The 24441-nt window shown below is 40.9% G+C and carries 21 protein-coding genes; 10 read left to right on the top strand and 11 right to left on the bottom strand.

What is annotated here, in order from left to right:
- Positions 1-39 precede the first annotated feature (39 nt).
- Positions 40-1602 carry a right-handed parallel beta-helix repeat-containing protein gene (locus BMX11_RS14840; RefSeq protein ID WP_090885616.1) on the top strand — a complete coding sequence of 521 codons (1563 nt, stop codon included), beginning with the start codon at positions 40-42 and terminating at the stop codon, positions 1600-1602.
- An 835-nt stretch (positions 1603-2437) separates the two neighbouring features.
- Here BMX11_RS14840 and BMX11_RS14835 read toward each other — a convergent pair.
- Together BMX11_RS14835 and BMX11_RS14830 are read right to left on the bottom strand one after the other, a co-directional pair.
- Positions 2438-3763, bottom strand: a complete 1326-nt coding sequence (locus BMX11_RS14835) for a paraquat-inducible protein A (RefSeq protein ID WP_090885614.1) — start codon at positions 3761-3763, stop codon at positions 2438-2440.
- Positions 3764-3797: 34 nt separating this feature from the next.
- Positions 3798-5258 (bottom strand): paraquat-inducible protein A, encoded by a 1461-nt coding sequence (locus BMX11_RS14830; protein ID WP_245738677.1) that lies wholly within the window; start codon positions 5256-5258, stop codon positions 3798-3800.
- Between the two features lie 382 nt (positions 5259-5640).
- Between BMX11_RS14830 and BMX11_RS14825 the strand changes: the two genes are divergently transcribed.
- The 3 genes from BMX11_RS14825 to BMX11_RS14815 all read left to right on the top strand — a co-directional run bounded on the left by BMX11_RS14825 (position 5641) and on the right by BMX11_RS14815 (position 7674).
- Positions 5641-6474: a FimB/Mfa2 family fimbrial subunit gene (locus tag BMX11_RS14825; protein ID WP_139180194.1), complete on the top strand. Its 834-nt coding sequence runs from the start codon at positions 5641-5643 to the stop codon at positions 6472-6474.
- A 228-nt stretch (positions 6475-6702) separates the two neighbouring features.
- Entirely contained in the window at positions 6703-7164 is a 462-nt protein-coding gene (locus BMX11_RS14820) for a hypothetical protein (RefSeq protein WP_090885608.1), read from the top strand.
- Positions 7165-7182: 18 nt separating this feature from the next.
- On the top strand, positions 7183-7674 hold the full coding sequence (locus tag BMX11_RS14815) for a hypothetical protein (RefSeq protein ID WP_090885604.1): 492 nt from the start codon (positions 7183-7185) through the stop codon (positions 7672-7674).
- Positions 7675-7708: 34 nt separating this feature from the next.
- Here the strand turns inward: BMX11_RS14815 and BMX11_RS14810 are convergent, their stop codons facing one another.
- From BMX11_RS14810 to BMX11_RS14785, 6 genes are all read right to left on the bottom strand, one after another.
- Positions 7709-8902 (bottom strand): winged helix-turn-helix domain-containing protein, encoded by a 1194-nt coding sequence (locus tag BMX11_RS14810; RefSeq protein WP_090885602.1) that lies wholly within the window; start codon positions 8900-8902, stop codon positions 7709-7711.
- A 50-nt stretch (positions 8903-8952) separates the two neighbouring features.
- Complete coding sequence (locus BMX11_RS14805) at positions 8953-9399, bottom strand: MarR family winged helix-turn-helix transcriptional regulator (RefSeq protein ID WP_245738676.1); 447 nt, start codon at positions 9397-9399, stop codon at positions 8953-8955.
- A 40-nt stretch (positions 9400-9439) separates the two neighbouring features.
- Positions 9440-9850, bottom strand: coding sequence for a DoxX family protein (locus tag BMX11_RS14800; protein ID WP_090885600.1), 411 nt, complete (start codon positions 9848-9850; stop codon positions 9440-9442).
- A gap of 66 nt (positions 9851-9916) precedes the next feature.
- On the bottom strand, positions 9917-10336 hold the full coding sequence (locus BMX11_RS14795; RefSeq protein WP_090885598.1) for an organic hydroperoxide resistance protein: 420 nt from the start codon (positions 10334-10336) through the stop codon (positions 9917-9919).
- Positions 10337-10538: 202 nt separating this feature from the next.
- Entirely contained in the window at positions 10539-11123 is a 585-nt protein-coding gene (gene nudK, locus BMX11_RS14790) for a GDP-mannose pyrophosphatase NudK (RefSeq protein WP_090885596.1), read from the bottom strand.
- Between the two features lie 249 nt (positions 11124-11372).
- A complete protein-coding gene (locus tag BMX11_RS14785; protein ID WP_090885594.1) occupies positions 11373-11690 on the bottom strand; it encodes a winged helix-turn-helix transcriptional regulator in 318 nt (105 codons plus the stop codon).
- Between the two features lie 77 nt (positions 11691-11767).
- Between BMX11_RS14785 and BMX11_RS14780 the strand changes: the two genes are divergently transcribed.
- Positions 11768-12676 carry a DsbA family protein gene (locus BMX11_RS14780; RefSeq protein WP_090885592.1) on the top strand — a complete coding sequence of 303 codons (909 nt, stop codon included), beginning with the start codon at positions 11768-11770 and terminating at the stop codon, positions 12674-12676.
- 36 nt (positions 12677-12712) lie between these two features.
- Here BMX11_RS14780 and BMX11_RS14775 read toward each other — a convergent pair whose 3' ends face one another.
- On the bottom strand, positions 12713-13186 hold the full coding sequence (locus BMX11_RS14775; RefSeq protein ID WP_090885590.1) for an Lrp/AsnC family transcriptional regulator: 474 nt from the start codon (positions 13184-13186) through the stop codon (positions 12713-12715).
- Between the two features lie 304 nt (positions 13187-13490).
- Between BMX11_RS14775 and BMX11_RS14770 the strand changes: the two genes are divergently transcribed.
- Entirely contained in the window at positions 13491-14447 is a 957-nt protein-coding gene (locus tag BMX11_RS14770; protein ID WP_090885588.1) for an NAD-dependent epimerase/dehydratase family protein, read from the top strand.
- Positions 14448-14531: 84 nt separating this feature from the next.
- Here the strand turns inward: BMX11_RS14770 and BMX11_RS14765 are convergent, their stop codons facing one another.
- Positions 14532-16937 carry a UvrD-helicase domain-containing protein gene (locus BMX11_RS14765; protein WP_175474570.1) on the bottom strand — a complete coding sequence of 802 codons (2406 nt, stop codon included), beginning with the start codon at positions 16935-16937 and terminating at the stop codon, positions 14532-14534.
- A gap of 280 nt (positions 16938-17217) precedes the next feature.
- Here BMX11_RS14765 and BMX11_RS14760 point away from each other — a divergent pair, with 280 nt between their 5' ends.
- The 4 genes from BMX11_RS14760 (at position 17218) to BMX11_RS14745 (ending at position 22456) form a co-directional block, all read left to right on the top strand.
- Positions 17218-18201: an aldo/keto reductase gene (locus BMX11_RS14760; protein WP_090885584.1), complete on the top strand. Its 984-nt coding sequence runs from the start codon at positions 17218-17220 to the stop codon at positions 18199-18201.
- A 719-nt stretch (positions 18202-18920) separates the two neighbouring features.
- Positions 18921-19826, top strand: coding sequence for a formate dehydrogenase accessory sulfurtransferase FdhD (gene fdhD, locus BMX11_RS14755; RefSeq protein WP_245738675.1), 906 nt, complete (start codon positions 18921-18923; stop codon positions 19824-19826).
- A complete protein-coding gene (locus BMX11_RS14750; RefSeq protein ID WP_090885583.1) occupies positions 19789-20139 on the top strand; it encodes a DUF7009 family protein in 351 nt (116 codons plus the stop codon). Before fdhD ends, BMX11_RS14750 begins: the two co-directional genes overlap by 38 nt.
- Before the next feature lie 4 nt (positions 20140-20143).
- The gene (locus tag BMX11_RS14745; protein WP_090885581.1) at positions 20144-22456 is read left to right on the top strand and encodes an FdhF/YdeP family oxidoreductase; all 2313 of its coding nucleotides are present in this window, start codon (positions 20144-20146) and stop codon (positions 22454-22456) included.
- Between the two features lie 730 nt (positions 22457-23186).
- On the opposite strand, the gene BMX11_RS14735 is transcribed toward BMX11_RS14745, so the two are convergent.
- Positions 23187-23594: an AAA-type ATPase lid domain-containing protein gene (locus BMX11_RS14735; protein ID WP_090885577.1), complete on the bottom strand. Its 408-nt coding sequence runs from the start codon at positions 23592-23594 to the stop codon at positions 23187-23189.
- Positions 23595-24441 lie beyond the last annotated feature (847 nt).

Raw genomic sequence — 24441 nt, 5'->3', positions numbered from 1 at the left:
TAATTAGTCAAATACATTTTACCTATAATCCTTAAGCATATGATTAAGCTATTTTTTATCGCGTATTCTATATTAGCCTTGCTCTCCTGCACCAAACGCTCTTCAGTTTCCGAATCGGTGTCGCTGAATGATGATGAAATTTTAAATCACCCTTTCTATGCCTATAACCTGAAGGGGGATGGCCTAACAGACGATACTGAAGGGCTCCAGAAGCTTTTGAATGACTCTTCCCAGGTGTTTTTACAGGCAGGTACGTATATCATCAATAAAACCATTAATCTGAAAGCCAATACCAAACTATTTGGACAAAAGGGAACTATAATCAAAGGGGGCAATAGCATGGTGGGCACCCTGCTCAACAATGGCCGTTACTTTTATGCTGAAAATGCCGATCATTCACTGATCAGAAATATTACTTTTTCGCCATCTGAAAGCCCTTTTCATTTTCAGGAATGGAACAACGCCTGTGTATATATTCAAAATACACAGGGTTTTGAGGTTCGGCAATGTCAGTTCGATTTCAATTTACCCTATGGAAAACTAGGAATGGAGGCCGTATGGGTTTCTGGAACAAGCTCCAGAAACAATGTGATCAGGCAGAATAATATTAACACCTTAGGTGTAAGGTATGCAGAGAATGGGGCAGATTCGACTCTGGTCGACTCTAATACCCTAATCAAATCATACGGCAATGCGCTTACGGCAACTGGTAATCATCCGTCCGATAGAATTGTGGGCTGTAAGGTATTGAAAAATACGATCTCCAATGCGGGCAGGATGGGTATTGAGGATTGGGGGAATACCCTGGGTACACTCATTCAGGACAATCATATTTCCGAAACCGGGAGTGATCCTAAACAGGCTGAGGATGGTATAGCGCTATCTGCTGTAGGGGTAATTACAGCTGTTGTGAAGAATACGATAACTGCCTCAAAACTTTACGCCATAGAGGTTAGGGGGAATTATGGTGTGGTTGTAAGTGGTAATGATATCTCTTCAAATCCCAATTCAACGGGGATTATTCTTAACTATACATTTGCTGTACCAGAGGCGAATTTGCCGGTTTCAAAAATTGAAAATAACAAGATTTCAGACTCGAAAATAGGCATTCATATTTTTGGAGATTACGAATCGAATGCCAGAATTGTTAAAAATCAACTTACAGATAATACCGTGAAAGGTATCTCCGTTGAATCGGGAGCAGAGAATTATCTCCTGGAGCTGGAAAATAATACTTACCAGTTTTCAGTGCCTAATACAGAAGATCGGTTCGCTATTTTTACCTATACCAAACATGCACCCGGAACGGTGAATCAATTGCTTCAGCTCAAAGGAGATACCATTCGCTTTTCCAAGTCTGCCGCTGAGGGTAGGGGGGTAGATTTTGGCCTCGTGATTAGAACGGACAAAGCGAAAATTGAAAATCTGAATGTGGAGGCAAATAACAATAGAAATGCAAATGGAATACCCGTTAATGCCATCACTGCCTTTGGTGCAAAACCGCTAAATGCCATATTCAATAATAATGTTGTTCTAGGCGGGAATATAGATTTGCAGGGCTTCGTGAATCCTGTGTTAAATGGTAATAATTTTCAGGAATAGAGAGATGTTAGGTAAATGATGTAAGATGGTTTGATGGAAGATGGACTGGGCAGGGAGCCTAAAAGCTCTTTGTGTCATTTCTGCTTGGTGGTAAGGTGATTATTTCTTAGGTGCCTTAGGCGGTTGATGATGTAAGATGGTTTGATGTAAGATGGACTGGGCATGGAGCTAAAAACCTCTTTGTGTCATTTCTGCTTGGTGGTAATTTATCATTCCTTAGGTGCCTTAGGTGGTTGATGATGTAAGATGTTTTGATGGAAGATGGACTGGGCAGGGAGAATAAAGCTCTTTGTGTTATTTCTGTTTCATGGTAAGGTGATTATTTCTTAGGTGCCTTAGGTGGTTGATGATGTAAGATGGTTTGATGTAAGATGGTTTGATGTAAGATGGACTGGGCATGGAGCTATAAACCTCTTTCTGTCTTTGCTGCTTGGTGTAAGTTTATCATTTCTTAGGTGCCTTAGGTGGTTGATGATGTAAGATGAATCTATAATTCTTAGGTGCCTTAGGTGGTTTAATTACAACTTTTCATATTCAATTCACTATCAATAAATATATCCAATACACTTATATTTTTTATTTAGTTAAATATTGTTGGTTTTCATTTTTAAATAGCTATATATAAGTTTATTATCGTTTCATTAATAATTAAATAATGTATATGGTTAATATTTATGTTTGATAATAAGTGTTTTATATATATTATAACTCAAGCATCTAACGGCTTTTGGGTGCGCGCCAAATTTAATTTGGTTAATTAATGCGTCCTGTTTTAGGTTTTGTAATTCATTTTGCTCAAAGCACTTTCCATTAAATACACCTTTACCTAGACGATTTAACAAGGTCCGTTTTGTTCATCGATTCTTTTGAGAATGGAGGTAAGAATAATATTATAGGCAACATAAGCTGTGAATATGAAAAAGCCTAGCTGTAGGGTAGAGTGATTAGAGGTGATTACCTGAAGGGTATCATTTTTAATGTTAAGCCCTGAAAGCTGGCTCTTTAAAATTCCGTTTAGCCCGATGTAGGTCATGGCTATACCCACTACCATCACATCAGCCATATCCCATTTGCCTAAATCAAAAGCAAGAAATCTGATCACTTTCGGATTGCCGAAAAGATGACTGCAAGATACATGGAGCCCCCGGGCAATCAGGCGAAGGAGAGGCAGGATAACGACAAACAGTAGCAGCAATACGCCAACCAATACAGCATCCGGTTTGGGCTGTTCTATCAGGGTGCCAATAATACCGAGGATACTTTTGCTCTGGAAAAAAAGTACCTGGTTGGTAAAGGCTAACTTCTCTCCCAGAAGTGCAAAGTGCAAGGCGCTAATGCGGGCATCTACCTCAATAATCGGAGATGAAATTCCTACTGCAAGCAGTAAAGTGGCGAAAAGCAGGGAGAAGATAAAGAAGGTGCCTTGAATCTGCACTTTCCTGCGCATAAGCGCCCATAATACTATCGCAACTATCACACAGCCTATCATGATCAAGGCGTAAAGGTTGCTGGCACTTTTAATGCTGTCTATTCTGGAGCCAATGGTTTTTTCAAAAGCTGCGGCATTATCAACCTTATACTTGCGGTAAATGGCACGCTCTACAGAGGTAATGGTTCTTCCGGTATTGTCGTAGGTTTGAGCCTCCAGTTCTTCTACCTTACTGGTTGCAATGGTCTTTAGGCGTTTTAAGGTTCTGGGACTGGTTACCTTCGTTACAATTGTGCGGGCAAAGGAAGGAACCTGAGCGTGGATCTCCTTCACGTCAACAAACGTATTAAAAGCCAGCTTTTTGAGTTTAGCACCCAGGCCTTTTTGTGGTTTGGTTACCTCGGCAACAGCTTTATCAACCATGCCGTGCAGCTGTTTTTCAACGGTTTCCTGCATGTCTGCTTTTTGGCTTCCTGTTAGTTTAAAGCCCTTTACCCTGCGGTCTACTACAGCAGAAATCTTGTCTCCCCAACGGTCGACAGAAAATATACCAAAGGTAATGTTGTTAGAAAGGCTGTAGTCTTCCTTAATTCGCTTCTGTTCATAAGAAAGCTCGCGAAATTGGTAGCCGCAGTAGCCTGCCGCCAACAAGAGAATGGAAAGACCTGCAATAAGTGCCATTGATGCAGGTTTGAATCTGAGTTGAATATCTGGAGTTTCGTGAGTTGTCATGTTCTTTAGAGATTGGATGTCACCGTATCAGAGACTAATGCGTATCGTGCGGTGTAATCGATTTTAAGATCGTAGAAAGGATCAAACCATAGAGTACAAAGGCGATGAATATAATATAGCCCGGTTGAAGCGCCGTGTTGTTGGTAGTGAGTATCGTGAGCGAATCATTGTTGATGTTCAGTGCCTGAAGTTGGCCTTCCAGTAATCCGTTAAGTCCGATATAGGCCATGAGTATGGCAATTACAATCACATCGGCCATGCTCCATTTACCCGACTGAAAAGCAAAGTATTTTACCAGCCTGTTTTCTGCCCAGCGTTTACCGCCTAAAAGGTGGATGCCAGTGGAGCTGAGTTTCACTACAGGGAAAAGAATACTGAAAGCTAAAATGAGTACGCCAACCAACACAGAATCAATTCCCGACTGTGACAGGAGTACCCTTACCACATCCATAATGCTCTTGCTTTGAAAGAACAAAACCTGATCATTAAAAACTACATGCTCGCCCAGTAACACAAAATCGAGTGAGCGGATGCGGGCATCTACTTCTATCATGGAGGCGGTGAGCCCCACAGCGAGCAAAATAAAGGCGAATAACAACGACATGATAAAAAGCGCGGTGTGCAGATCTCTGCGCTTACGCAATACCCACCAAAAGCCGAGTACAATTACCACGCAGCCCAACATGGCGAAAGAATAAGCATAAGTTTGCTTTTTGATGCTGCTGAGGGTACCCGAAAGCTTTTTATTGAGATCTGGTGTTGATGTTACCTGGTACCTGGTGTACATCTGCTTCAGTTCGGTGCTTTTTGCGCGGAATGCGGTATCCAGACTTTCTTCTTTGGCCAGCTCATTGAACTCGCCCAGGGCCATTTTTCCCAGCTGCTTTTTATTTTTGGGGTTATCAATCTCGGCCATGATCTTCTTGGCAAAGGTTGGCACCTGTGCGCGGATGCTGTCTGAGTTGACAAAGTTTTTGATCGCAAATTTCTGAATCTTACCACTTATGGTCTTCTTCGGCTTATTCACCAAAGCCTCAGCCTTATCAATCAATGCTAACAATACTTGTTCAACTTCAGTTTGAAGAATCTTTTTTTGCTTTTTGGTCATTTTCAGCCCACGTACCTGATGGCGAACAATATCGGCTACATTATCCTTCCACTGCTGAACGGAAAATAGACCGTAGGTGATGTTGTTAATGTCCGAATAATCATGCTTAATACGTTCCTGCTGCTCGGAGAGTGCATGGAGTTTAAAACCGAAATAGCCTTCAGCACAAAGCAGTACGCTAAGGGAGAGGATAAGGAGAATGTTGGGTAAAAATCTCCTGGGAGCTGTTATGGTACGTGTAGTTTCCAAATCCTGATGAAAAATAACGTTTAAAATTAGTTGCGGCTGAATTCTAAGGGACGATAAAAGCAGGTAAGCCTGCTGCACCATAATGTCCCGATTAGCTATCCGGAAATAAACCCCTGAGCAGGCAGAAAGGTTTTGCAAGAAGATAGATTTTAGGAGAAAGCAGCATTTCGGCCTCCTTTTGTGACGCGAAGAGATGCTTTGTAAAGTTCAATATCATTTGTAAATACTTGGTTTACAAGATGAATTGTAGGTCTTATTTTACAAAAACTTCTGGTTTGTTATATTTTCAGAACAGGTTGAAAAGGTATATTACTTTTTTGACTAAGGAAAACTGGCTGTGAGCAGTTGATTTTTAGTTATTCCTTAAACTACTATTTAATCTGCCCGAACAGAAGAAATACGCATACTAAACCAGGGAAAATATGTGTAAAATTCTTTTCAGTTTTACATATCCCGGTGCAATGTGCTGTTTAATGGGTTAATAGCCTGCCTATTATCTATAACTTGTTATAAAAATACTATGAAAAATATCAAGTTAACATTATGTGTCTTAGCGGTGATGCTATCGGCATGTAGAAAAAATCTCGGACCAGTTGAAACGATTAAAGACAGAACGGTAGCCTTTAAAATAGGTGGCCTAAACCATGAGGTAGGGCAGGCCAATGTGGGCTTTCCAACAGATCCTATTGCAAGCTTTATTAAGCAGTTGACAATAATTGCCTATAACTCGCAAACCGGGGCAGAAGTAAAGCGGGAAACGCAATTGTCAACTAGTCCTGACTTTGGTCAGATCGGTTTTGAACTGCCTGATGGAACCTATAATTTTGTTGCCGTCGGGTCGCAACGCGAGTTTGCAATCAATCAGTTCTTTGATGGCGATAGGGATAAACCAGTTTTTTTGCCTTATGCCGAAGCTAATTTTCAGTATTGGCAACCTTCATTTTCCTTTCAGGATAAACTCTATAAAACCGCAGATACCTTTTTTGCAAAAACGACTGGTGTCATTATCAGTAAGAATCAAACACTGGAGATGATGATGGAACGTATTGTAGGGCTGTTAAATGTGATTGTATCAGATCTGCCTACATACAGCATTGACTTAACCAGTGAGTTTTCGGGATTTAGGTTTGATACCGCAATTCCATACAGTACAATCGAAAATGATTTTACTTCCGGGCTAAAGCACAGTAAGGATGGACCGATCAGTTATTACATTCTAAAAAACCAAACACCTGTTCGTGTACACATTGGAGCAGGTGGGGAAAGAAGCATTGCCGTAACTGTTCCGAAAAATAAACGCACAACGGTAACTATACAATCTGCTACAATGACTTTTACCGCAGTTACCGAATGATGTTAACCGGTTGAAAGAAATTAGTATTATTAGGAAAGCTGGGGCTTAGCACTTATCGGATAAGTTCGGCCCTGCTCTCCACTTTACTTCGCTTTGCTACGTGCCCGTTTTGATCAGGTTTATTGTTGTATGGACAGTGCAGAGGTCACAACATTAGTGAATGGTTTTTGGTTCTTTCCTTTTCGCAATATTTTGCTAACTTTCGGGTAATTCTAAATTAAACACCTCATGAATCTCATAAAAAATACTGCTACCAGTAAAATATCTTTAGCAAAGCTATTACCATCAGCGGTTTTGCTGGTTTTCTTTTCTGTCATTGTCATTGGCATGATGAGTTTCAGATCTGTACAACCGAGAAATCACAAACAATTAGCAGTAGATTCCCTTCATACAGACACTGCCCTGTCGCAGATTGAGGTTTTAACCAGCCAACAACTTTTTACGATCAGTAGTCGCCCTGCTTCGCCGAAGTCAAAAAAAAGAAAGTTTAGTGCCGAACTTCGGGATGCTTTCAAGCTGGTACATTATCTTAATGATTCAACCTCGAGGGAGAGCAACTGGCAGATGGCTTCAAAATATGGCATCGCCACAGCAGGGGTTTTTACTGCTGGCAGCCCTGAATTTCAAAAGCTTGATAGCCTACTCAGCCAATTGCTGAAGAGCAAAGAGGGGGATAAGGGCTCGAAGTAACATCTTAGGTTCCTCTCCATGAAAATATTCAATGTGCAACCAGTTCAGGTAAACGAATTTATATTTAACCCTGAACTCTTATCAACAAGCGCTATTAGCCAATGTTATCAGTCTGGCTTTGATTTTGAGTTTGATTTGCTGAATAGTTTTACAATCATTTTTGAGATTTACCACACCGTTGGTGATGATTTTGCTGACGAACTGATCCCTGGTGATCAACCGAATGAGTTTACAGTAGGTATTGGTGCTGAATGTGGAGGAGGCCAAATTTTGCTCTCTTATCATTGTTCCTGTCAGTTTAATTATGAAAATGAAGGCTTAACTGCGGACTTGTTATCGTTAAATACTTTTTTAGATGGGTTTTACAGGCATGTTAAAACATTGCTCAATCAAGCAGGCTTCGAGTCTCTGAAAGAAAAAGAAGAGATTATACGCTTACGTCATCCATTAAAGGAAACCGCAATACAGATAATTGAAAACTTGCGTGGAAACAATCTTTACGAATTTTAGTAAGTTGTTTTTTTTCAGATAGCTGTTCGCACAATTAAGAGAATGCCTGTTGAATAGTGTGGAGATAATTTGTGTGGTTAGATTTATGAAACACAACATCATTACACAGGTTAAATTGTATAAAATCTTTAAGTGCCGCTATCAATTTATTGAGCATAATTTCATTAAGCTCAACCTCCTCAAAATAAATGTTGTGCACAATAAGCAAGCGCTGCTTCCTATCGGCTTTCGCATCCATACGTGCGATAAACTGATCTCCAATAATTATGGGCAATGAAAAATAACCATACTTGCGTTTAGGAGCAGGAACGAAACATTCGATCTGATAGTCAAAATTGAAAAAAGTTTTCAGCCGATGCCTGAAGACATTGAGCACATCGAATGGCGAAAGAATAAAGGCCTCGTCATCGAGTGTAATCTCGGTAGATTGATCGCGGAGTAGATACAATGGTGCCGTTTTCAAACCATCAACCTCCACACTTTTAATTTCGCCAGAGGAGAGCATTTCATTCAGTTCCTGCTTCACCAAATTCCCTTTTACGCGCCTGACACGCCAGGCTATTTCCTTAAGAGAGGCTATCCCAAGTGCCCCCAAGGTACGGCGGATAACATAGCGCGCAAATTCTTCCGCTGTGGGGGGAGTGACCTCAATTTCGGATGGGATTAAATTTAAAGGAAGATCGTAAACTTTTTTGAAAGCAGGTGTCCTGGTAATCATGAGTTTACCTTCCAGGTACAAGCGTTCAAGCGCCACTTTTGCTGGTCCCCAGTCCCACCAGCCCGAGCTAGCATCTATCCTGTCATTTTCGAAATCACTTATCATTAAAGGCCCCTCACGCTCTATGCGATCAAGCACATCTTTCATCAGTCTGGATTGCATTGGTGAAGGAATCCTGCCGCCTGTTTCAAAGCTTTCTTTAACGGGCAAAGAAAACCGGAAGTCTTTCATAGGCATGTAGCTGGCATCTGAGCTAAAGTATTCAAATATTTCAGCTTCTTCAGTTAATGTGGCCAGCCAGTTGGTTTGGTAATCTGATATCCGGGAAAACAATACCTGATGGTGTGCCCGCTCTACAACATAGTTGGTGTCTATCTGCAGGAAGCCCAGGTGATCAATCACTGCATAAACGGCCTCTATTCCAGTTCCAAACTGATCTTTACGGGCCAGACCGGCAGCATGAAGGATGATTTTGCGTGCTTGTGCTTGCGTGATACGTATCGGGTCCATTAGGCTAAGATAAGATTTTTAGTAAAGTAGCCTGAAATGAAGTTACGCTGCTAAGGCGCTGACTGAAGGATTTTGTTTAACAAAGTTTTCAGCTTATCGGCTTCTTCATAGCTGATGCCGAGGTTGGCAAGCTGTCTCTGAAGGCGTGGTACAGCTGATTTTAGCGCCCTGCCTTTCTCCGTTAGGGAGATGAGAATGCTCCTTTCGTCTTGTTTAGACCGTTCGCGTGTTAACAACCCCGTTTCCTGCATCCTTTTTAAGAGTGGGGTAAGAGTGTTAGATTGCAGCATAAGCTTTTCTGAAAGAAGAGAAAGGTTTACGTGATCGGTTTCCCACAATACCATCAGTACCAGGTACTGAGGGTAGGTAATGTCCAGTTCATCGAGCACCGGCTGATAACACTTGGTCATAATCCTGGAAGCTGCATATAATGGAAAACACAGCTGGTTCTCCAGTTTATACATGTCTTTAGTCTCTGGTGTTTGAGTTCCTTCCATAAATCATCCTTTTAGTGGGACATTAAAATACTGCTGCAAGTTACTTTTTTCTAAGATAGTTCAATGCTCCTGTAGACCACAATGCCCAAAAAATTAGAACGGGTTGAAAAAACAACCGGGTAAGTCTGGCTTTATCAGTATTCAGACCAAATGCATCGGTGTGGTTCAGGTATTGGGCAATATTACCCGGGAAGATCAGTACGTAGAATATGGCAAGTGCAATTCCCGACCTGATGCGTTGTTTTTTCCAGAATAAAACGGCCAGGCCTAAAGATATTTCAACTATTCCCGATGAGATCACCACAAAGTCCTTGTCTAAGGGGATCCACTGAGGAACCTGGGCCTGGAATTCCTGTCGCTGAAAGCTTAAATGACCAATGCCTGCAAGCACCATTCCGGTTCCCAGCAGGATTTTAAAAGTTTTCTGAAGTCTAGAGGTTTCGTTATACATCCTTTTCTTTATTTAATTTTTAATAACGCCCTGAAACTTTGATCATCAAAATTCCAGGGCGATCTTTTAAATAACATCCAACTGCACCTCAATGTTTCCACGGGTAGCATTTGAATAAGGACAGATCTGGTGTGCCTTTTCAGTGAGTTCCTGTGCTTGCGTACGTTCTATTCCCGGTATGCTAACGGCTAGTGATACCCCAAGTTGAAAACCGCCTGTACCATCAGGGTGGAGCGAAACCGAAGCCTTTACTGAAGAAGCAGCAGAGGGTTTTACTTTCGACTGGTGCATAACCAGATTAAGTGCGCTATCAAAACAAGCGGCATAACCCGCTGCAAATAATTGCTCTGGATTGGTAAATCCACTACCATTACCGCCAAGTTCTTTAGGCATTCTTACCTCCAGGTTTAATGCGCCGTCTTCTGAGCTTACCTGACCGTTTCTGCCGCCTGTTACGGTAGCACTAGTTTCATACAATGGTTTCATAATTTATCTATTTTATATCGTTTACGATTATATCGCTTGCGATACAAATATAGACAGAGAGATTAAGCTTCCAAGCATTTTAACTTTTTGTGAGATGAAACTGACAATTGACAAAAAAGGCACCTAAATTAAAACAGGATCGTCATCAGTTCCACTCAACAAGGATCAGTAATATTGAAGGTAGGTATTAAGATTTTTGGGTTTATGCACTTAATATCCCTTTGATTAACAGGTGTTGTATTAACATGATGGTTTTTCCGTCCTTGATTTCACCAGTTTCAATCATCTCCAATGCTTTAGCAAAAGGAATTTCCAATACGATGATATGTTCTTCCTCCTCTAAAATTCCACCACCATCGCTTACTTTCATTTCTGGAGTGTAAGCTGCGATAAAGAAATATAGCAGCTCAGTTACAGAACCCGGCGACATGTATGCTTCAAACACCTTGGTTATCTCTGTGATATTAAAGCCTGTTTCTTCCTCTGTTTCCCGTTTAATGCAATCTTCGGGGCCATCCAAATCTAACAAGCCTGCACAAGCTTCAATCAGCATTCCATCTTCATTCCCGTTTAAGTAGGTAGGTAGCCGAAATTGTTTGGTTAAGATTACGGTGTTCTGGTCTTTGTTATACAACAGTATGGTTGCCCCATTTCCACGGTCGTATGCTTCTCTGGATTGTATTACTACATCGCCATTTTCTTGCTCGGTTTGATAGGTCACCTTATTCAGGATATACCAATTATCTGATAAAATTTCTTTCTTTAAAATGGTGATATTTTTTGCCATATATTATTGGAATTGTTAAGTCGTTTATTTTTGTGCGGTAAAACTACAGTTAATCAGGACCTGAATCAATCACATATTGTGAAATAGGTAAAACAGCATTTATTAGTGTTTGTCTCGGAAAAATCGGATACCAAAATTGCAGAGGTGTATTTATTAGCGGATCACCCGCCGGGGATCTTTAAGTTTTACCCATTGATTTGGAAATTCCGGGCTTCAGGTTAACCTATGGCTTGTTTAGAAGATCAGCTACTATATTTCTCCAATAGATTCCAGTTGTTCGAAGAAGGGAATCAGTGATTTTCCTTTTGTAGTGAGGTAATATTCTACGTGGAGGGGTTTTTCACTAATTACCTTTCTTTCCAGCAGCCCAACTTCTTCTAATTCGCGCAGTGCAGTGGTAATAGACTGTTTGTTTGAGCCTGGAATTTCCCTGAGCAAGTTACTGAATCGCAGCGGCGAGTTTAGGGAAAGACGAAAAACTTCCGGCTTAAATTTTCCTGAAAGCAATTTTAAAATTGCCTGTGCCTTACAGGTTTCAGGTTGGTCATCTTCTTTTTTGGTAGTCATGTTTTTTTGACTTATTGACGGTCGTTGTAATCTTTCGGAAATTTGTACAAAAATAAAGATAAGATATAGAAAAGCTGATGAGCGAGAAAAATATTAATTCACTTTTATGTAATCCAATTTCCGGGATTTGCGAACTACCTTCTGATGCTGATCAGGAAGAACAAATAAATGAAGTTGCAGCTAAGCATGTCAGCATCATATATTTTACAGATCCGATATGTTCTACTTGCTGGGGAATCGAACCGCAGCTAAAAAAGCTGAAACTTGAATATGGGCATGAGCTGCAGTTCGAATATCGGATGGGCGGACTACTTCCAGACTGGAGTTACAACAGTGGGGGTATAAGTAAGCCTTCAGATGTTGCGGCGCATTGGGATGAGGTAAGTCAATACTATCATATGCCCATTGATGGTGATGTTTGGATTACCGATCCGCTGGATTCATCATATCCGCCGTCTATCGCCTTTAAAGCGGCAGAGTTGCAGGATATAGAGAAAGCGCAAAAATTTCTTAGAATCATGCGTGAAATGGTATTTGTTAGCAAGATGAATATTGCGAAATGGGAAAATATTCAATCTGCTGCGGCCGCTTCGGGTTTGGATACGCACCGCTTGAAAATTAATTTTGATGGACAAGCCAGGGCATTGTTTCAGGAAGACCTCTTACTTGCCAAATCGATGGGGGTTAGGGGATTTCCAACAATTTTTATTTCAGGCCCTAACGGAAGTACAGAGAAGATATATGGTTTTAAGCCTTATCCAGTATTTGAAGAAGCACTGGCAAAGATAGCCCCCAATATTGTGAAACAAAGCTATGAAAAATCATGGGAAGCACTTTTCTCCAAGTTTTCATCACTTACGCTGAGGGAGTTTTCTGAACTAACTGATAGTGATTTTCCAGCTGCACAGGCTGTGCTGGATAGATTGGTTGAAGAAGGCAAACTCTCTGTTTTGGTAACTAAAAACGGGAATATCTGGTCAAGATAGAAATTCAAATAAAAGGGTGATGTTTTATTGCCCTTTTTACGGTGACAGTGGGTAAGCCAGGTTGCGCTTCACTTCATTTACCACAAAACTACTGTGAGATTTGAGCACGTTTTCCAGCACCATTAAATCCTTTGTAATGAACCTGGTGTATTCCTGCATATCTCTAACTACGATTTTAAGCAGAAAATCGTAGTCGCCGGTAGTATGGTAGCATTCCAGTACCTGTGGAAATAAAGCTACCTTTTCCTGGAAGTTTTTCAGGGCATTGCTGCTATGGTCTCTTAGGGTAACGTGTGAATAAGAAACCATCAGTTCCTTAAATTTTTCTCTGTTAATCAGGGTTATCGTTCCAGTTATAAATCCCCTGTCGCGCATACGATTAATTCGTTCAAATATAGTGCTGGGCGATTTGTGGAGCTTGTAGGCAAGTTCCTTATAATTTAAATCGCCCTGAATTTGTAGCAAGGACAATATTTCATAGTCCAGCTTATCCAAAATATCATCGTGCATAGCAGTTCTTTTTAGCTGATGTAAGTTGCCATAGAAATCAGGTAAATGATACCGTGATTAAGCTTTTTGGCGGATGCAAACATAATAAGTTTATGGCCAACTCCCAATTTCATAAACAATATTTGGAATTTAGTTTAACCACTGTTTTGAGTCAGAATTATGTTTGGATTTTACTCCCGAATCTCGAATAATCTTCGATGCTGATTCAACCACAAGGAATTCTCTTGCAGACTCTCCAAATTTGTTAGTTCAAAACCTATAAAACAGGCAGCAACCTTATGGCAGACTGCCATTCAAATAACATATGAACAAAGACAAGATATTAGTGATCGGTGCCTGCGGGCAAATCGGTACAGAGCTGCTCGTTGCACTTAGAAAAAGAAACGGACAGGATAACGTCATTGCTGCGGATATCCATCCTCGTGGAAATGTATCGCCGGAGATAGCGCCCTATTTCAGACTTGATGTTTTAGACGCAGAGGCACTGGAGTCGCTAATTGTTGATCTTAAAATCACTCAGATTTATCACCTCGCTGCGGTTTTATCTGCCAAGGGCGAAAGCAATCCTACCTTAGCCTGGGATTTGAATATGAATAGCCTACTTAGTGTGCTTAATCTTTCGGTAAAACATAAGGTAAGTAAAGTTTTCTGGCCGAGTAGTATTGCTGTTTTCGGTCCAGATTCAGAGAAAATCAATTGCCCTCAACAAGGGGTGATGGAGCCCTCAACGGTATACGGTATTAGTAAAGCTGCTGGTGAGCAGTGGTGCAAATATTATTTTGAGAAATATGGACTTGATGTACGCAGCCTGCGCTATCCGGGCTTGATTAGTTATACAGGTGCGCCGGGTGGAGGTACTACAGACTATGCTGTTGATATTTTTCACCATGCTGTAAAAGATTTGCCATATACCTGTTTTTTAAAGGAAGATACCGCCCTGCCAATGATGTTTATGCCAGATGCCATTAATGCAACTTTACAGCTAATGGATGCACCTGCCAGAAATATTAAGGTTCGTACGGCCTATAATCTGGGTGCCCTTAGTTTTACGCCAGCAGAACTGGAGACAGAGATAAAAAAACTTATCCCTGAGTTTTCGGTAACATACCAGCCAGATTTTCGTCAGGCAATTGCCGATAGCTGGCCACAAAGTATTGACGATAGTGCAGCCAGAAAAGATTGGGAGTGGCGACCTGTTTATAACTTAAAAACAATGGTAAGTGAAATGCTGGAAAACCTGTCGGTGTTGCAGGCTGGATAGTTGTTAAAGTAAGATAATTTAAGGTAGATGTACGTTGTAGTGATGTAACCTGGCCGCGCTTAGCCCATTTTCCCTTGCTACTACTTACATCATTACCGCTTCTTGTATATCGTGATCTGCTTTCAGCTCGGTGATAAAACGGCTGGGGGCAGAAGGATTGTAAACCAGATATATCCTTTCTCTTGCCCGGGTTAGGGCTACATAGAAAAGCCTTCGTTCTTCAGCCAGTTCGAAGGTTTCTTCATTTTGTAGTACAGCCGCCAGGATTGGATCATCAGTAACTCCCGATGGAAATCCGTACCTGCCCGAATCGAGTCCTAGGATAATGGTAAAATCGCAGCTGAGCCCTTTGCAGGAGTGGGCGGTGTGAAAGCGTATTCTCAGTCTCGGAAACAGCCGCCTGAATTGTGGCAAATCTCCAGGGCTATTGTGATGGTATCTGCCAATGATGAAAACCTCGGCATCATGCTTAAAATCACTTATTTCTTCAAGGATATTTCGCAGCACATCCCATATTTGGATATCGCGATCAGCATTCTTCATTCGGCCGGTATGGAAAGGCTTCAGTACAAACGAAGGTCTATGAGCCCTAAACGGTGATTGTAATTGCTTTTTGATTTGAATGGGATTCTTTTGAATAAAGTTGCTGCTTACTTTTAATATCTCGGCATTAAAACGATAGGTATTGAGGATTGTATGGTAGGCGGTATGACCGAAATATGCCTCGAATTGCGTAAATAAAGAAACATCGCTTCCCGCAAAGCGGAAAATAGATTGCCAGTCATCACCCACAGCATATAATCTGGAACCCGGGTTGGCTTGTAGCAGGGCCTTGATCATGCGGTAACGGCTTAGAGACATATCCTGGAATTCATCTACGAGAATATATTTGTAGCGTACCGGATAGGCTCCGGAAGTGATAAATCCGGTAGCCAGATGAACCATATCATGATAATCTATACTGGCTGTTTGCTGTAATTCCTGTTGGTACCGATGGAGTAGGGGAGTGCAGATTGCTTGGAAAAGTTGCGATCGTTTGTCCTCGTTTTTCTGGACTGACTGAGTTAAAGTATTATTTGATTTAGTTAAATTTAAAAAACTGAATATAAGATCAATATTTTGATCCATAACAGCAGATTTTTTGATCAGCGCGTGGATCTGTACAGCTTCCATCTTCTTCAACGCAACGCCACGTGAAAGCAGTTCATGCTTCAGGTGTTTTAGGAGTCCGTTGTTCATTGCCTGATAGCTATAAGTTTTAATTAAATGGCTACCTCCCAATTTATGGATCTCTTCTTTGGTGTTAATTTCTGCATGATACTGTTCTCTGGCACAGCTGAATGGTGGTCTATAGCTAAACCAATTTGGAACATTCCCGTCTTCATTCACACAGAAATGCTCCAGGTAGATGTTGTATTCAGGAAGGAAAAAAGCAGGGGCATAAAAAGGCAGTTGCGCTTTAATATCCACATTTATATTGGGATATGGCGCTTCATATTGAAAGCTTACGCCATGTAGGTAAAGGAAATTAGCGATTTGCAATGCCGTGGCAGATCTGAGCTGAAGGCCGTTCAAACTGATATGTTTAGCGTTCTTACTGTACGCAAGAAATTCTTCAGGGGAGGCAAATGAGAACTCATCGCGCAAAGGATTCGAGAAAAACGCTATGAAGTTGATGGCCCTGCTTTGGAAGCTGGCATCGGCATAAAATAGTTCATTAAAACTTCGTCGCAAAAAAGATTTGATTAATATATCTCTACCTTCAAAAGCCAACTTTGCCGGGTAAGGAGAGCAAAATGAAGTGACCGAATTTCCAAAGCCGTTAAAGGTTTTAAAAGAAATTTCCTCCCTTCCCGGAATATTCCGGCAGAAGTACATGGTTCTGTCTGCCAGCTCATCTACCGCATTATTGGTAAAGGAGATAATGAGCAGTTCTTCCGGGCGACAGAGTTGCTTTTTAAGGATATAGGCAGCCTTTGCACTTATGGTAGTTGTTTTTCCTGTACCCGCCCCCGCAATTACCAGGGTGTGGTCTTCATTGCAAATCACGGCACGCATTTGCTCTTCAGAAAGCGGATAATTATCAAGCGTTGAGAAAAAATCGGCATAAGCACGCATCTCTTGCTTGATGAAATTTTCATTATGCTGTTCCCGCAGGTTTTCAAGGTTTTGATAGTTGTTAATCAGTTTGCTGATCAGGTTTATTTCAACTGTTGCTATAGCTAAGTTCTCAAAGTTTTTTGGGATAGATTGGAGCAAATGGCGATGCCTGACACTAAGCTGAATGGAATCGGCCTGGGCGTAGTATTGTGAGGTATTCAGGTAATTATCCAGTTCATCCAGTGCTTGTTTGATTTGCGAAAAGAGCTGGGGATCAAGTTCTTTTTTTCTTTCAGCCCGTTTATAAACATAAAAGAAATACCAGGCACCGAGGGTAAGTATAAAAAGTAGGATTTTGATCGTATCACTCAGCTCTCTCTTCTCGCTCATATGGTTGATGTATCGTTGCCTCTTTTTGGTTTTTTTGGGTTGGCAAAAATACATATTACAGCCATAGTCAGACAAGCTGGAACTATCTTTTCTGCTAACTGCTTTAATGTGAAAGCAATATTTTATGGGACGTTAAACGATGAGATGAAGCCCATATCGGTAATAATGGTATAACATCCAGTAATATGTATAACTTTTAGAACCAATAGGTAACGAACTTTGTACTGTTGATCGGAAAGGATAACCAAATCTATCAGATCGATTTATAAAAAATAAAGAAATGGAAAAAAGAAAATTAGGAAATAGCGGACTTGAAGTTTCGGCCCTTGGGCTAGGTTGCATGGGATTAAGTTTTGGTTATGGACCGGCAACTGATCAAAAAGATGCAATTAAATTATTACAGGCTGCGGTAGAAGCAGGTGTTACTTTTTTTGATACAGCAGAATGCTACGGGCCTTTTGCCAATGAAGAATTGTTGGGTGAGGCATTAGCTCCATTTCGCGAGAAATTGGTTATTGCAACGAAGTTTGGATTTCAGGATGGTGATTCGAAAAAAGGACTGGACAGTAGCCCGGCAAGAATCAGAACCGTTGTGGAGGCCTCATTGAAGAGATTAAAAACAGATTATATCGATTTATTTTATCAGCATCGTGTAGATCCGAATGTGCCTATGGAAGATGTTGCCGGTACAGTTAAAGACTTAATTGCAGAAGGTAAAGTGAAACATTTTGGTTTATCGGAAGCAGGAGTGGAAAGCATTCGTAAGGCGCACGCAGTTCAGCCTGTTGCTGCATTGCAAAGTGAGTATTCTCTTTGGTGGCGTGAACCTGAAAAGGAAATCATACCTGCATTAGAAGAGCTGGGCATTGGTTTTGTGCCATTTAGTCCCTTGGGTAAAGGCTTTTTAACAGGTGCGATTACGCCGAATACACAATTTGATAGTACTGATTTTAGAAATATTGTACCTCGTTTTTCTGAAGCAAACAGAGATGCCAATCAGGTATTGGTAGACTTATTAAAGCGCATTGCGGGCGAAAAAGAAGCCACACCAGCACAGATTGCTTTAGCCTGGTTACTGGCACAAAAATCTTGGATTGCTCCAATTCCAGGTACGACCAAGTTAAACCGTTTACAAGAAAACATTGGCGCTACAAGCATTGAACTCAGTACCGAAGATTTAAAAAATATAGAAAATGCTGCCTCACAAATTGAGATTCAGGGTGCAAGATATCCGGAACATCTTCAAAATAGGGTAGGAAAGTAATTCAGCTTTCTTTTTCCTGAAAATTTAGCGGCAATTAATTTTAATTTAACATTAAGAAGTTAAGATAAGTTAAGGTATGCTTCGTGATTTTCCTTAACTTCTTGATGTTTATATCTTACTTTTCCAAATCGTTGCGCCTTCCTGTTTGTAAATATTTGGCACCGAGTGTTTTGATTTAACATTAAGAAGTTAAGATAAGTTAAGGTATGGTTCGTGATTTTCCTTAACTTCTTGATGTTTATATCTCACTTTCCCAAATCGTTGCGCCTTCCTGTTTCTAAGTGTTTAGCGTCGAGGGTTTTAAATTAACATTAAGAAGTTAAGATAAGGTAAGGTATGCTTGGTGATTTTCCTGAACTTCTTGATGTTTATATCTCACTTTCCCAAACGTTGCGCCTTCCTGTTTCTAAATATTTGGCACCGAGTGTTTTGATTTAATATTGAGAAGTTAAGATAAGGCATGTTTCTTAATTTTCCTTAACTTCTTAATGTTTATAACTTACTTTCCCAATTGTGCGCTGATTGGTTTTAATTTAATGTTAAGTTAAGTCGTTTTTCTCGAGATATGTTTCTTAATTTCCCTTAACTTCTAAATTTTTATAGCTATCCTCGGGATTTTTCTTCATTTTTATTTCCCGGGAATTGGTGTGTCCGTTTTTCTCTGTTCATCAAAAAAGAAAGTTTGTATATTAGTATGCTTACTTATCTAATATATATCAATGATGAATGGTCTCCCTTCCCATGCTGTTATTCGCAGCGCCATCCAAAGGATATCAGTTTCCGGATCACATGCTTCATTAGATGTATTGTCTGTAGAAGAGCCTTTGGAGATCCGCCTGGAATATGGCCCGGCTAACCAAAGGGTGATAAAAAGTATTTCGGTAACCATGCGCACCCCGGGAAATGATCAGGAGCTGGCACTGGGGTTTTTATATACCGAGGGAATGATTTCGTCAGCTGCTGCAGTAAAAAAGGTTTATGCAGTGAAGGATAGTTGTTCGATAGGTAAGGAAAACATCATTTGCGTAGCGCTGATAGAAGGGGTAGAGCCTAATCTGGCACAAGCCGAAAGGAATTTTTATACCACTTCTAGCTGTGGGGTATGTGGAAAAGCATCGATAGCCTCAATCAGAACCAAACAGCCTGCGCCACTGGAATCAAGGGTTCCAATAAATCTAGATTGCGAAATATTATATGGTTTACCAGAAAAACTCAGGTTAGCACAACACAGTTTTGATGCTACTGGAGGCATACATGCGGCAGGCCTGTTTACCCTTGCTGGCGAGCTTGTTATGCTTAGAGAGGATGTGGGAAGACATAATGCATTAGATAAGCTAATTGGTTCCAGTTTATCCTCAGCCATACCAGATTTAAATAAACATATTCTTTTATTAAGTGGGAGAGCCAGTTTTGAGCTCATCCAGAAAGCAGCTATGGCAGGCATTTCAATAGTTGCAGCAATTGGTGCACCTTCCAGTTTGGCGGTAGAACTTGCTACAGAGTCTAAAATGACCCTATTAGGCTTCCTGAAAGAAAACCGGTTCAATATTTACATTTCAAACGTCAATATTATAATTCCTCAATCCCATGAAAATAAGACTAAAGGGCAATTCCATCAGATTTAGGCTAACCCAATCGGAGGTTAGTCAGTTAGGCCAAAATGGTTCCTTAACAGAAAATACCGCTTTTGCAGGCACTGCACTCGAATATGCCATTGTGGTAACCGATGAAGAGGGAATTAGCGTTGAGCATGTCAATCATAGGATAACGCTCTATATATCCAGACACATGGCTGTTGAATTGGTTGAAACCGATAAAGTTGGTTATAGCGATTCAAATGGGCCAGTGGCTGTTCTGATAGAAAAAGATTTTACCTGTCTCGATCATGTCGAGGAAGATCAGAGTGATAATTATCCCAATCCGAGAATTAAAGATTAATTATATGGAATCTGACAAAAAACAGCCGGCTGCCGAAAATCCATACCAACTTTCAGACCTGAAACTTAGCGCCGTTGGAACCTGGGCGGCTGGAATTCCGGCTTTGAAAGCTTCGGTAAGCGACCTGATAGAAGAAAAAACACTTTTAAGAGGTGCCAGCGCTTTACTGAAGATGAATCAGGTGGGCGGTTTTGATTGTCCAAGCTGTGCCTGGCCCGATCCGGATGATGACCGATCTGCTTTAGGGGAATATTGTGAGAATGGGGTGAAAGCACTCGCGGAAGAAGCAACTTCAAAAAAGATTACCGCTGAGTTTTTCAGGGACAACTCAGTTTATGATCTCTCACAACTTGATGACTATCATATCGGAAAGATGGGCCGGTTGACAACGCCTATGTATCTGCCCGAAAATGGAAGCCATTATCAGGCCATTGGCTGGGATGATGCTTTTCAGAAAATAGCTACCCGTCTCAATGCTTTGAATTCTCCTGATGAGGCCGCATTTTATACCTCCGGAAGAACAAGCAACGAAGCTTCATTTCTCTATCAGCTATTTGCGAAAGCTTATGGAACCAATAATATGCCCGATTGCTCTAACATGTGCCATGAAACGTCAGGTACAGCATTGCGCCCAACTATTGGAATTGGAAAGGGAACAGTTACGCTAGATGATTTATATCACGCAGAAGTAGTGGTGGTTATCGGGCATAATCCAGGTACTAATGCCCCCAGAATGTTGAGTGCCCTGGAGAAGTGTAAAGGCAACGGAGGGAAAATTATAGCCATTAACCCTATGCCCGAAGCTGGATTGATGGGATTTCATAATCCACAAAAAATTAGTGGAATTCTGGGTGGAATAAAACTTGCCGATATCTTTTTGCAAGTGAGAATTAATGGAGATATGGCCTTGCTGAAAGCTATAGAACTGTTGTTGCTCGAATTTGAAAGTAAGTCGCCAGGCGAAGTGTTTGACCAAAAATTTATAGCCGAGAAAACAGTAGGGTACGAGAAATTCATCGATCAGTTTAAACAATACAACCTGGAAGAACTTGCAGCTTCTGCCGGGGTTTCTGCTGCCGAAATATATGATATGGTACAGCTGCTTGCTTTTAAGAAGCGTATTATTTTTTGCTGGGGAATGGGGATTACACAGCAACCCAATGGGGTAGATATGATCAGGGAAATGCTCAATATCCTCTTATTAAAAGGGAGTATAGGCAAAGCTGGTGCTGGTGTATGTCCGGTGCGTGGCCACAGCAATGTGCAGGGAAACAGAACCATGATGATTGATGAAAAACCTACTAATGCCCAGTTGGATCGTTTGCGGGATTTTTATGGATTTGAGCCACCCAGAAAACATGGTTATGACGTGGTGCGGGCAATCCGGGCCATGCAGGAAGGGAAGTTAAAGGTGCTGTTTTGTATGGGCGGAAATTTTCTATCAGCAACACCAGATACCACGTATACAGCAAGGGCGATCAGAAAGCTGGATCTCACCGTTTCGGTATCTACAAAACTGAATCGCGGGCATTTGGTTCATGGAAAGGAATCTATTATTCTTCCAACCTTATCCCGCAGTGATATTGACCTGGTTGCTGGAGAACATCAGTTTATCTCAACAGAAAACTCCATGGGTGTGGTTCAATCTTCTAAAGGAATGTTGCAGCCTGTATCTGATAACCTGATTAACGAGACACAGATTGTGTGCCGGCTGGCCATAGCTACCCTTGGAGAAAAGTCGATAATTAACTGGAATCGCTATATGGAAAGTTATGATGCTGTGAGGGACGATATTGCAGCCTGTATTCCCGGGTTCGAGAATTACAACCAAAAGGTAAGGCAAAAGGGTGGATTTTATTTACCTAATGCGGCGAGGGATGGGAACTTTATTACGGAGGATTTTGGCGATAGGGCACCATTTACCACCACTGTTTTGCCTCAGCATACGCTTGCTGCCGACGAGTATATGATGGCTACGACAAGATCGCACGATCAGTTTAATACCACTATTTACGGGCTAGATGATCGCTATCGCGGCATCAAGAATGGACGGAGAGTGATTTTTATGAATCCAAAGGATATTGAGGCGGCAGGATTTACTTCCGGTGATCAGGTAGATTTATTTAACTATGATGATGGTGTAGAACGTATAGCGCCTTTATTTGTGATTGTACCCTATCAAATTCCATCCAAAAACACCGTAACCTATTTTCCGGAAACCAATGTATTGGTGGCGATCAATAATGTAGTGAAAGACAGTAATATGCCGGCTTCCAAGTACGTTCGGATCAAAATTAAAAAACACGATCCCCGCTAGCACGGTCGTCACCCTGAATTTAGTTCAGGGTCTTTATTAATATTATCTAGAAAGATGCAGAAACAAGTTCAGCAGGATGTGATTTTAGATAAAATGTAAGTTTATTTTACGCTGGATAGTTTCCATCTTCCATTACCCCATCTTCCATTTTCGATAGGGCCATTCACCTCTATATTTCATCTGTAAAAGTGATAATTCACGATATAACATGACTTTAAAAACTGCAGTTTAAGTGTAAGTTGTTGTTTTGTAGTGTTTTAAGAATTGGTATAAGCTTGGTATATACTCTTTTATGGAGCTGGCTATTTCAACGGCCGGCAATCCTCAACTAACTAAAAAGAATGACCATGGAAAGCTTTTATCTCATTACCCATTTGCTTATGTCAGCGTGTGCTACAGTTATCCTGTATTTGTGTTTCGCCCCCGGCGATACTATCGGCAATAAGCCTATATCTTCAACCACATCCAACAGGGAACCAGCTATGCCAGGATGGCCTCAAATTCTTGCGATGTTAATGTTTTGGCTAACAGCTATGCTGTCGATTACATTTTTAGACCCTGGTATTTATTGATGAGAAGAATTGATGGCAGGATAAAGAGAAGCAGTAGGGCTAATCATTGCTATGAAATTATCAAGCTGCACCGAGTTAAAATCTGATTGGAGAGCGGGCTGGGTAAAGGACTTAAATTCTGCTTTACCCTGCCAATGTAATGCTTTTTTAGAAAGTTCTTAGTCGCCTTCTGGTCTGAAATACTTTTTTTCAATACCCAGCTTCTTCATACGTGAATTGAGGGTAGAGGGATTAAGGTCTAGCAGTTCTGCGGCTCCGCCTTGTCCATAAACTCTCCAGTTACACTGACCAAGAGCAGATAGGATATGGTCGCGCTCATTTTCGGTCATACTTTTAATGTGACCCTGAGGAGTGGCCATCGTGCTCTTGCTTTCTCCGGGGAGTTTAACGCTATCGAGTACCGTACCTGATGCTAATAAAACACTTCTGGCGATTACATTCTCCAATTGTCTGATGTTACCAGGCCAGTCGTAGTTAAGCAATGTTTTCAGTACATGGTCTGCAATTGAGGTAACTGTCTTTTTTTCTCTTTCCGAATATATTTTTACAAAGTGTTTAGCTAACAATGCGATATCCTCTTTTCTTTCTCGGAGCGGAGGCAGTGTAACAGGAAAAACATTGATTCGGTAATATAAATCCAGCCTGAACCTGCCTTTTCTGATGTTTTCACGCCTACCGGAAGAGTGGTACTCTTTGTGCGCTGGGACCTTAGCGTGAAAGCAATTGATGCCAATAGTTGTGAGTTTACCAATCGGGTGACTACTATTCCTTTAACACTTTATCCTCAATATTCCGAGCAGTTTTTGTGCCATCTTCCTATTTTTTAGGTCGCTATGAAACAATAAGGATACCGTATTCAAGTCGTGATCCCATTACATGATGTATATGCAGCATATACCCTGAAGAGGGTATTTTGAAGTTATTTTGATTGGGTTTAAAAGGCATAGTTTATATTCGTGAATATGTAAGGTTTAGCCAACGGGACGGTTAGATCAAGCACAAAGGCCCTGGTTAATTTCAGGGCCTATTTTTTTGCTGCTTTAATAAATAGTGGATTACTTTTTAGCTAACTTAATACGAGGTCTGGTACAATGTAGAAATCAATTAGGCTTGGAATTTTAAAAACATCTTCCATCATTTAACCACCTAAGGCAACTAAGAAACTAAAATCTTAAAAATAAACATATTAGCACACAAAAATTTGAACCATATAAGCCAGATAAGAAAATTATAAGTATTGTTACTTAACCCCAAATTAACTCGCCTTAACTTCTTAATGTTTAAACCATGGCACAAAGAAGTTTGAACCATATAAGTTAGATAAGATAATTATAAGTATTGTTACTTAACCCCAAATCTTAACTCACCTTAACTTCTTAATGTTTAAACCACGGCACAAAGAAATTTGAACCA

Source organism: Pedobacter rhizosphaerae, assembly GCF_900111155.1.
GTDB classification, from domain to species: Bacteria; Bacteroidota; Bacteroidia; order Sphingobacteriales; family Sphingobacteriaceae; genus Pedobacter; species Pedobacter rhizosphaerae.
This window is presented reverse-complemented; position numbering and strand designations above follow the sequence as displayed.

What these genes read in the sequence shown, in the direction of transcription:
- BMX11_RS14840 (WP_090885616.1), top strand. Translation starts at nt 40, where the DNA reads ATGATTAAGCTATTTTTTATCGCGTATTCTATATTAGCCTTGCTCTCC.
- BMX11_RS14835 (WP_090885614.1), bottom strand. Translation starts at nt 3,763, where the DNA reads ATGACAACTCACGAAACTCCAGATATTCAACTCAGATTCAAACCTGCA.
- BMX11_RS14825 (WP_139180194.1), top strand. Translation starts at nt 5,641, where the DNA reads ATGAAAAATATCAAGTTAACATTATGTGTCTTAGCGGTGATGCTATCG.
- BMX11_RS14820 (WP_090885608.1), top strand. Translation starts at nt 6,703, where the DNA reads ATGAATCTCATAAAAAATACTGCTACCAGTAAAATATCTTTAGCAAAG.
- BMX11_RS14815 (WP_090885604.1), top strand. Translation starts at nt 7,183, where the DNA reads ATGAAAATATTCAATGTGCAACCAGTTCAGGTAAACGAATTTATATTT.
- BMX11_RS14810 (WP_090885602.1), bottom strand. Translation starts at nt 8,902, where the DNA reads ATGGACCCGATACGTATCACGCAAGCACAAGCACGCAAAATCATCCTT.
- BMX11_RS14805 (WP_245738676.1), bottom strand. Translation starts at nt 9,399, where the DNA reads ATGGAAGGAACTCAAACACCAGAGACTAAAGACATGTATAAACTGGAG.
- BMX11_RS14800 (WP_090885600.1), bottom strand. Translation starts at nt 9,850, where the DNA reads ATGTATAACGAAACCTCTAGACTTCAGAAAACTTTTAAAATCCTGCTG.
- BMX11_RS14795 (WP_090885598.1), bottom strand. Translation starts at nt 10,336, where the DNA reads ATGAAACCATTGTATGAAACTAGTGCTACCGTAACAGGCGGCAGAAAC.
- nudK (WP_090885596.1), bottom strand. Translation starts at nt 11,123, where the DNA reads ATGGCAAAAAATATCACCATTTTAAAGAAAGAAATTTTATCAGATAAT.
- BMX11_RS14785 (WP_090885594.1), bottom strand. Translation starts at nt 11,690, where the DNA reads ATGACTACCAAAAAAGAAGATGACCAACCTGAAACCTGTAAGGCACAG.
- BMX11_RS14780 (WP_090885592.1), top strand. Translation starts at nt 11,768, where the DNA reads ATGAGCGAGAAAAATATTAATTCACTTTTATGTAATCCAATTTCCGGG.
- BMX11_RS14775 (WP_090885590.1), bottom strand. Translation starts at nt 13,186, where the DNA reads ATGCACGATGATATTTTGGATAAGCTGGACTATGAAATATTGTCCTTG.
- BMX11_RS14770 (WP_090885588.1), top strand. Translation starts at nt 13,491, where the DNA reads ATGAACAAAGACAAGATATTAGTGATCGGTGCCTGCGGGCAAATCGGT.
- BMX11_RS14765 (WP_175474570.1), bottom strand. Translation starts at nt 16,937, where the DNA reads ATGAGCGAGAAGAGAGAGCTGAGTGATACGATCAAAATCCTACTTTTT.
- BMX11_RS14760 (WP_090885584.1), top strand. Translation starts at nt 17,218, where the DNA reads ATGGAAAAAAGAAAATTAGGAAATAGCGGACTTGAAGTTTCGGCCCTT.
- fdhD (WP_245738675.1), top strand. Translation starts at nt 18,921, where the DNA reads ATGATGAATGGTCTCCCTTCCCATGCTGTTATTCGCAGCGCCATCCAA.
- BMX11_RS14750 (WP_090885583.1), top strand. Translation starts at nt 19,789, where the DNA reads ATGAAAATAAGACTAAAGGGCAATTCCATCAGATTTAGGCTAACCCAA.
- BMX11_RS14745 (WP_090885581.1), top strand. Translation starts at nt 20,144, where the DNA reads ATGGAATCTGACAAAAAACAGCCGGCTGCCGAAAATCCATACCAACTT.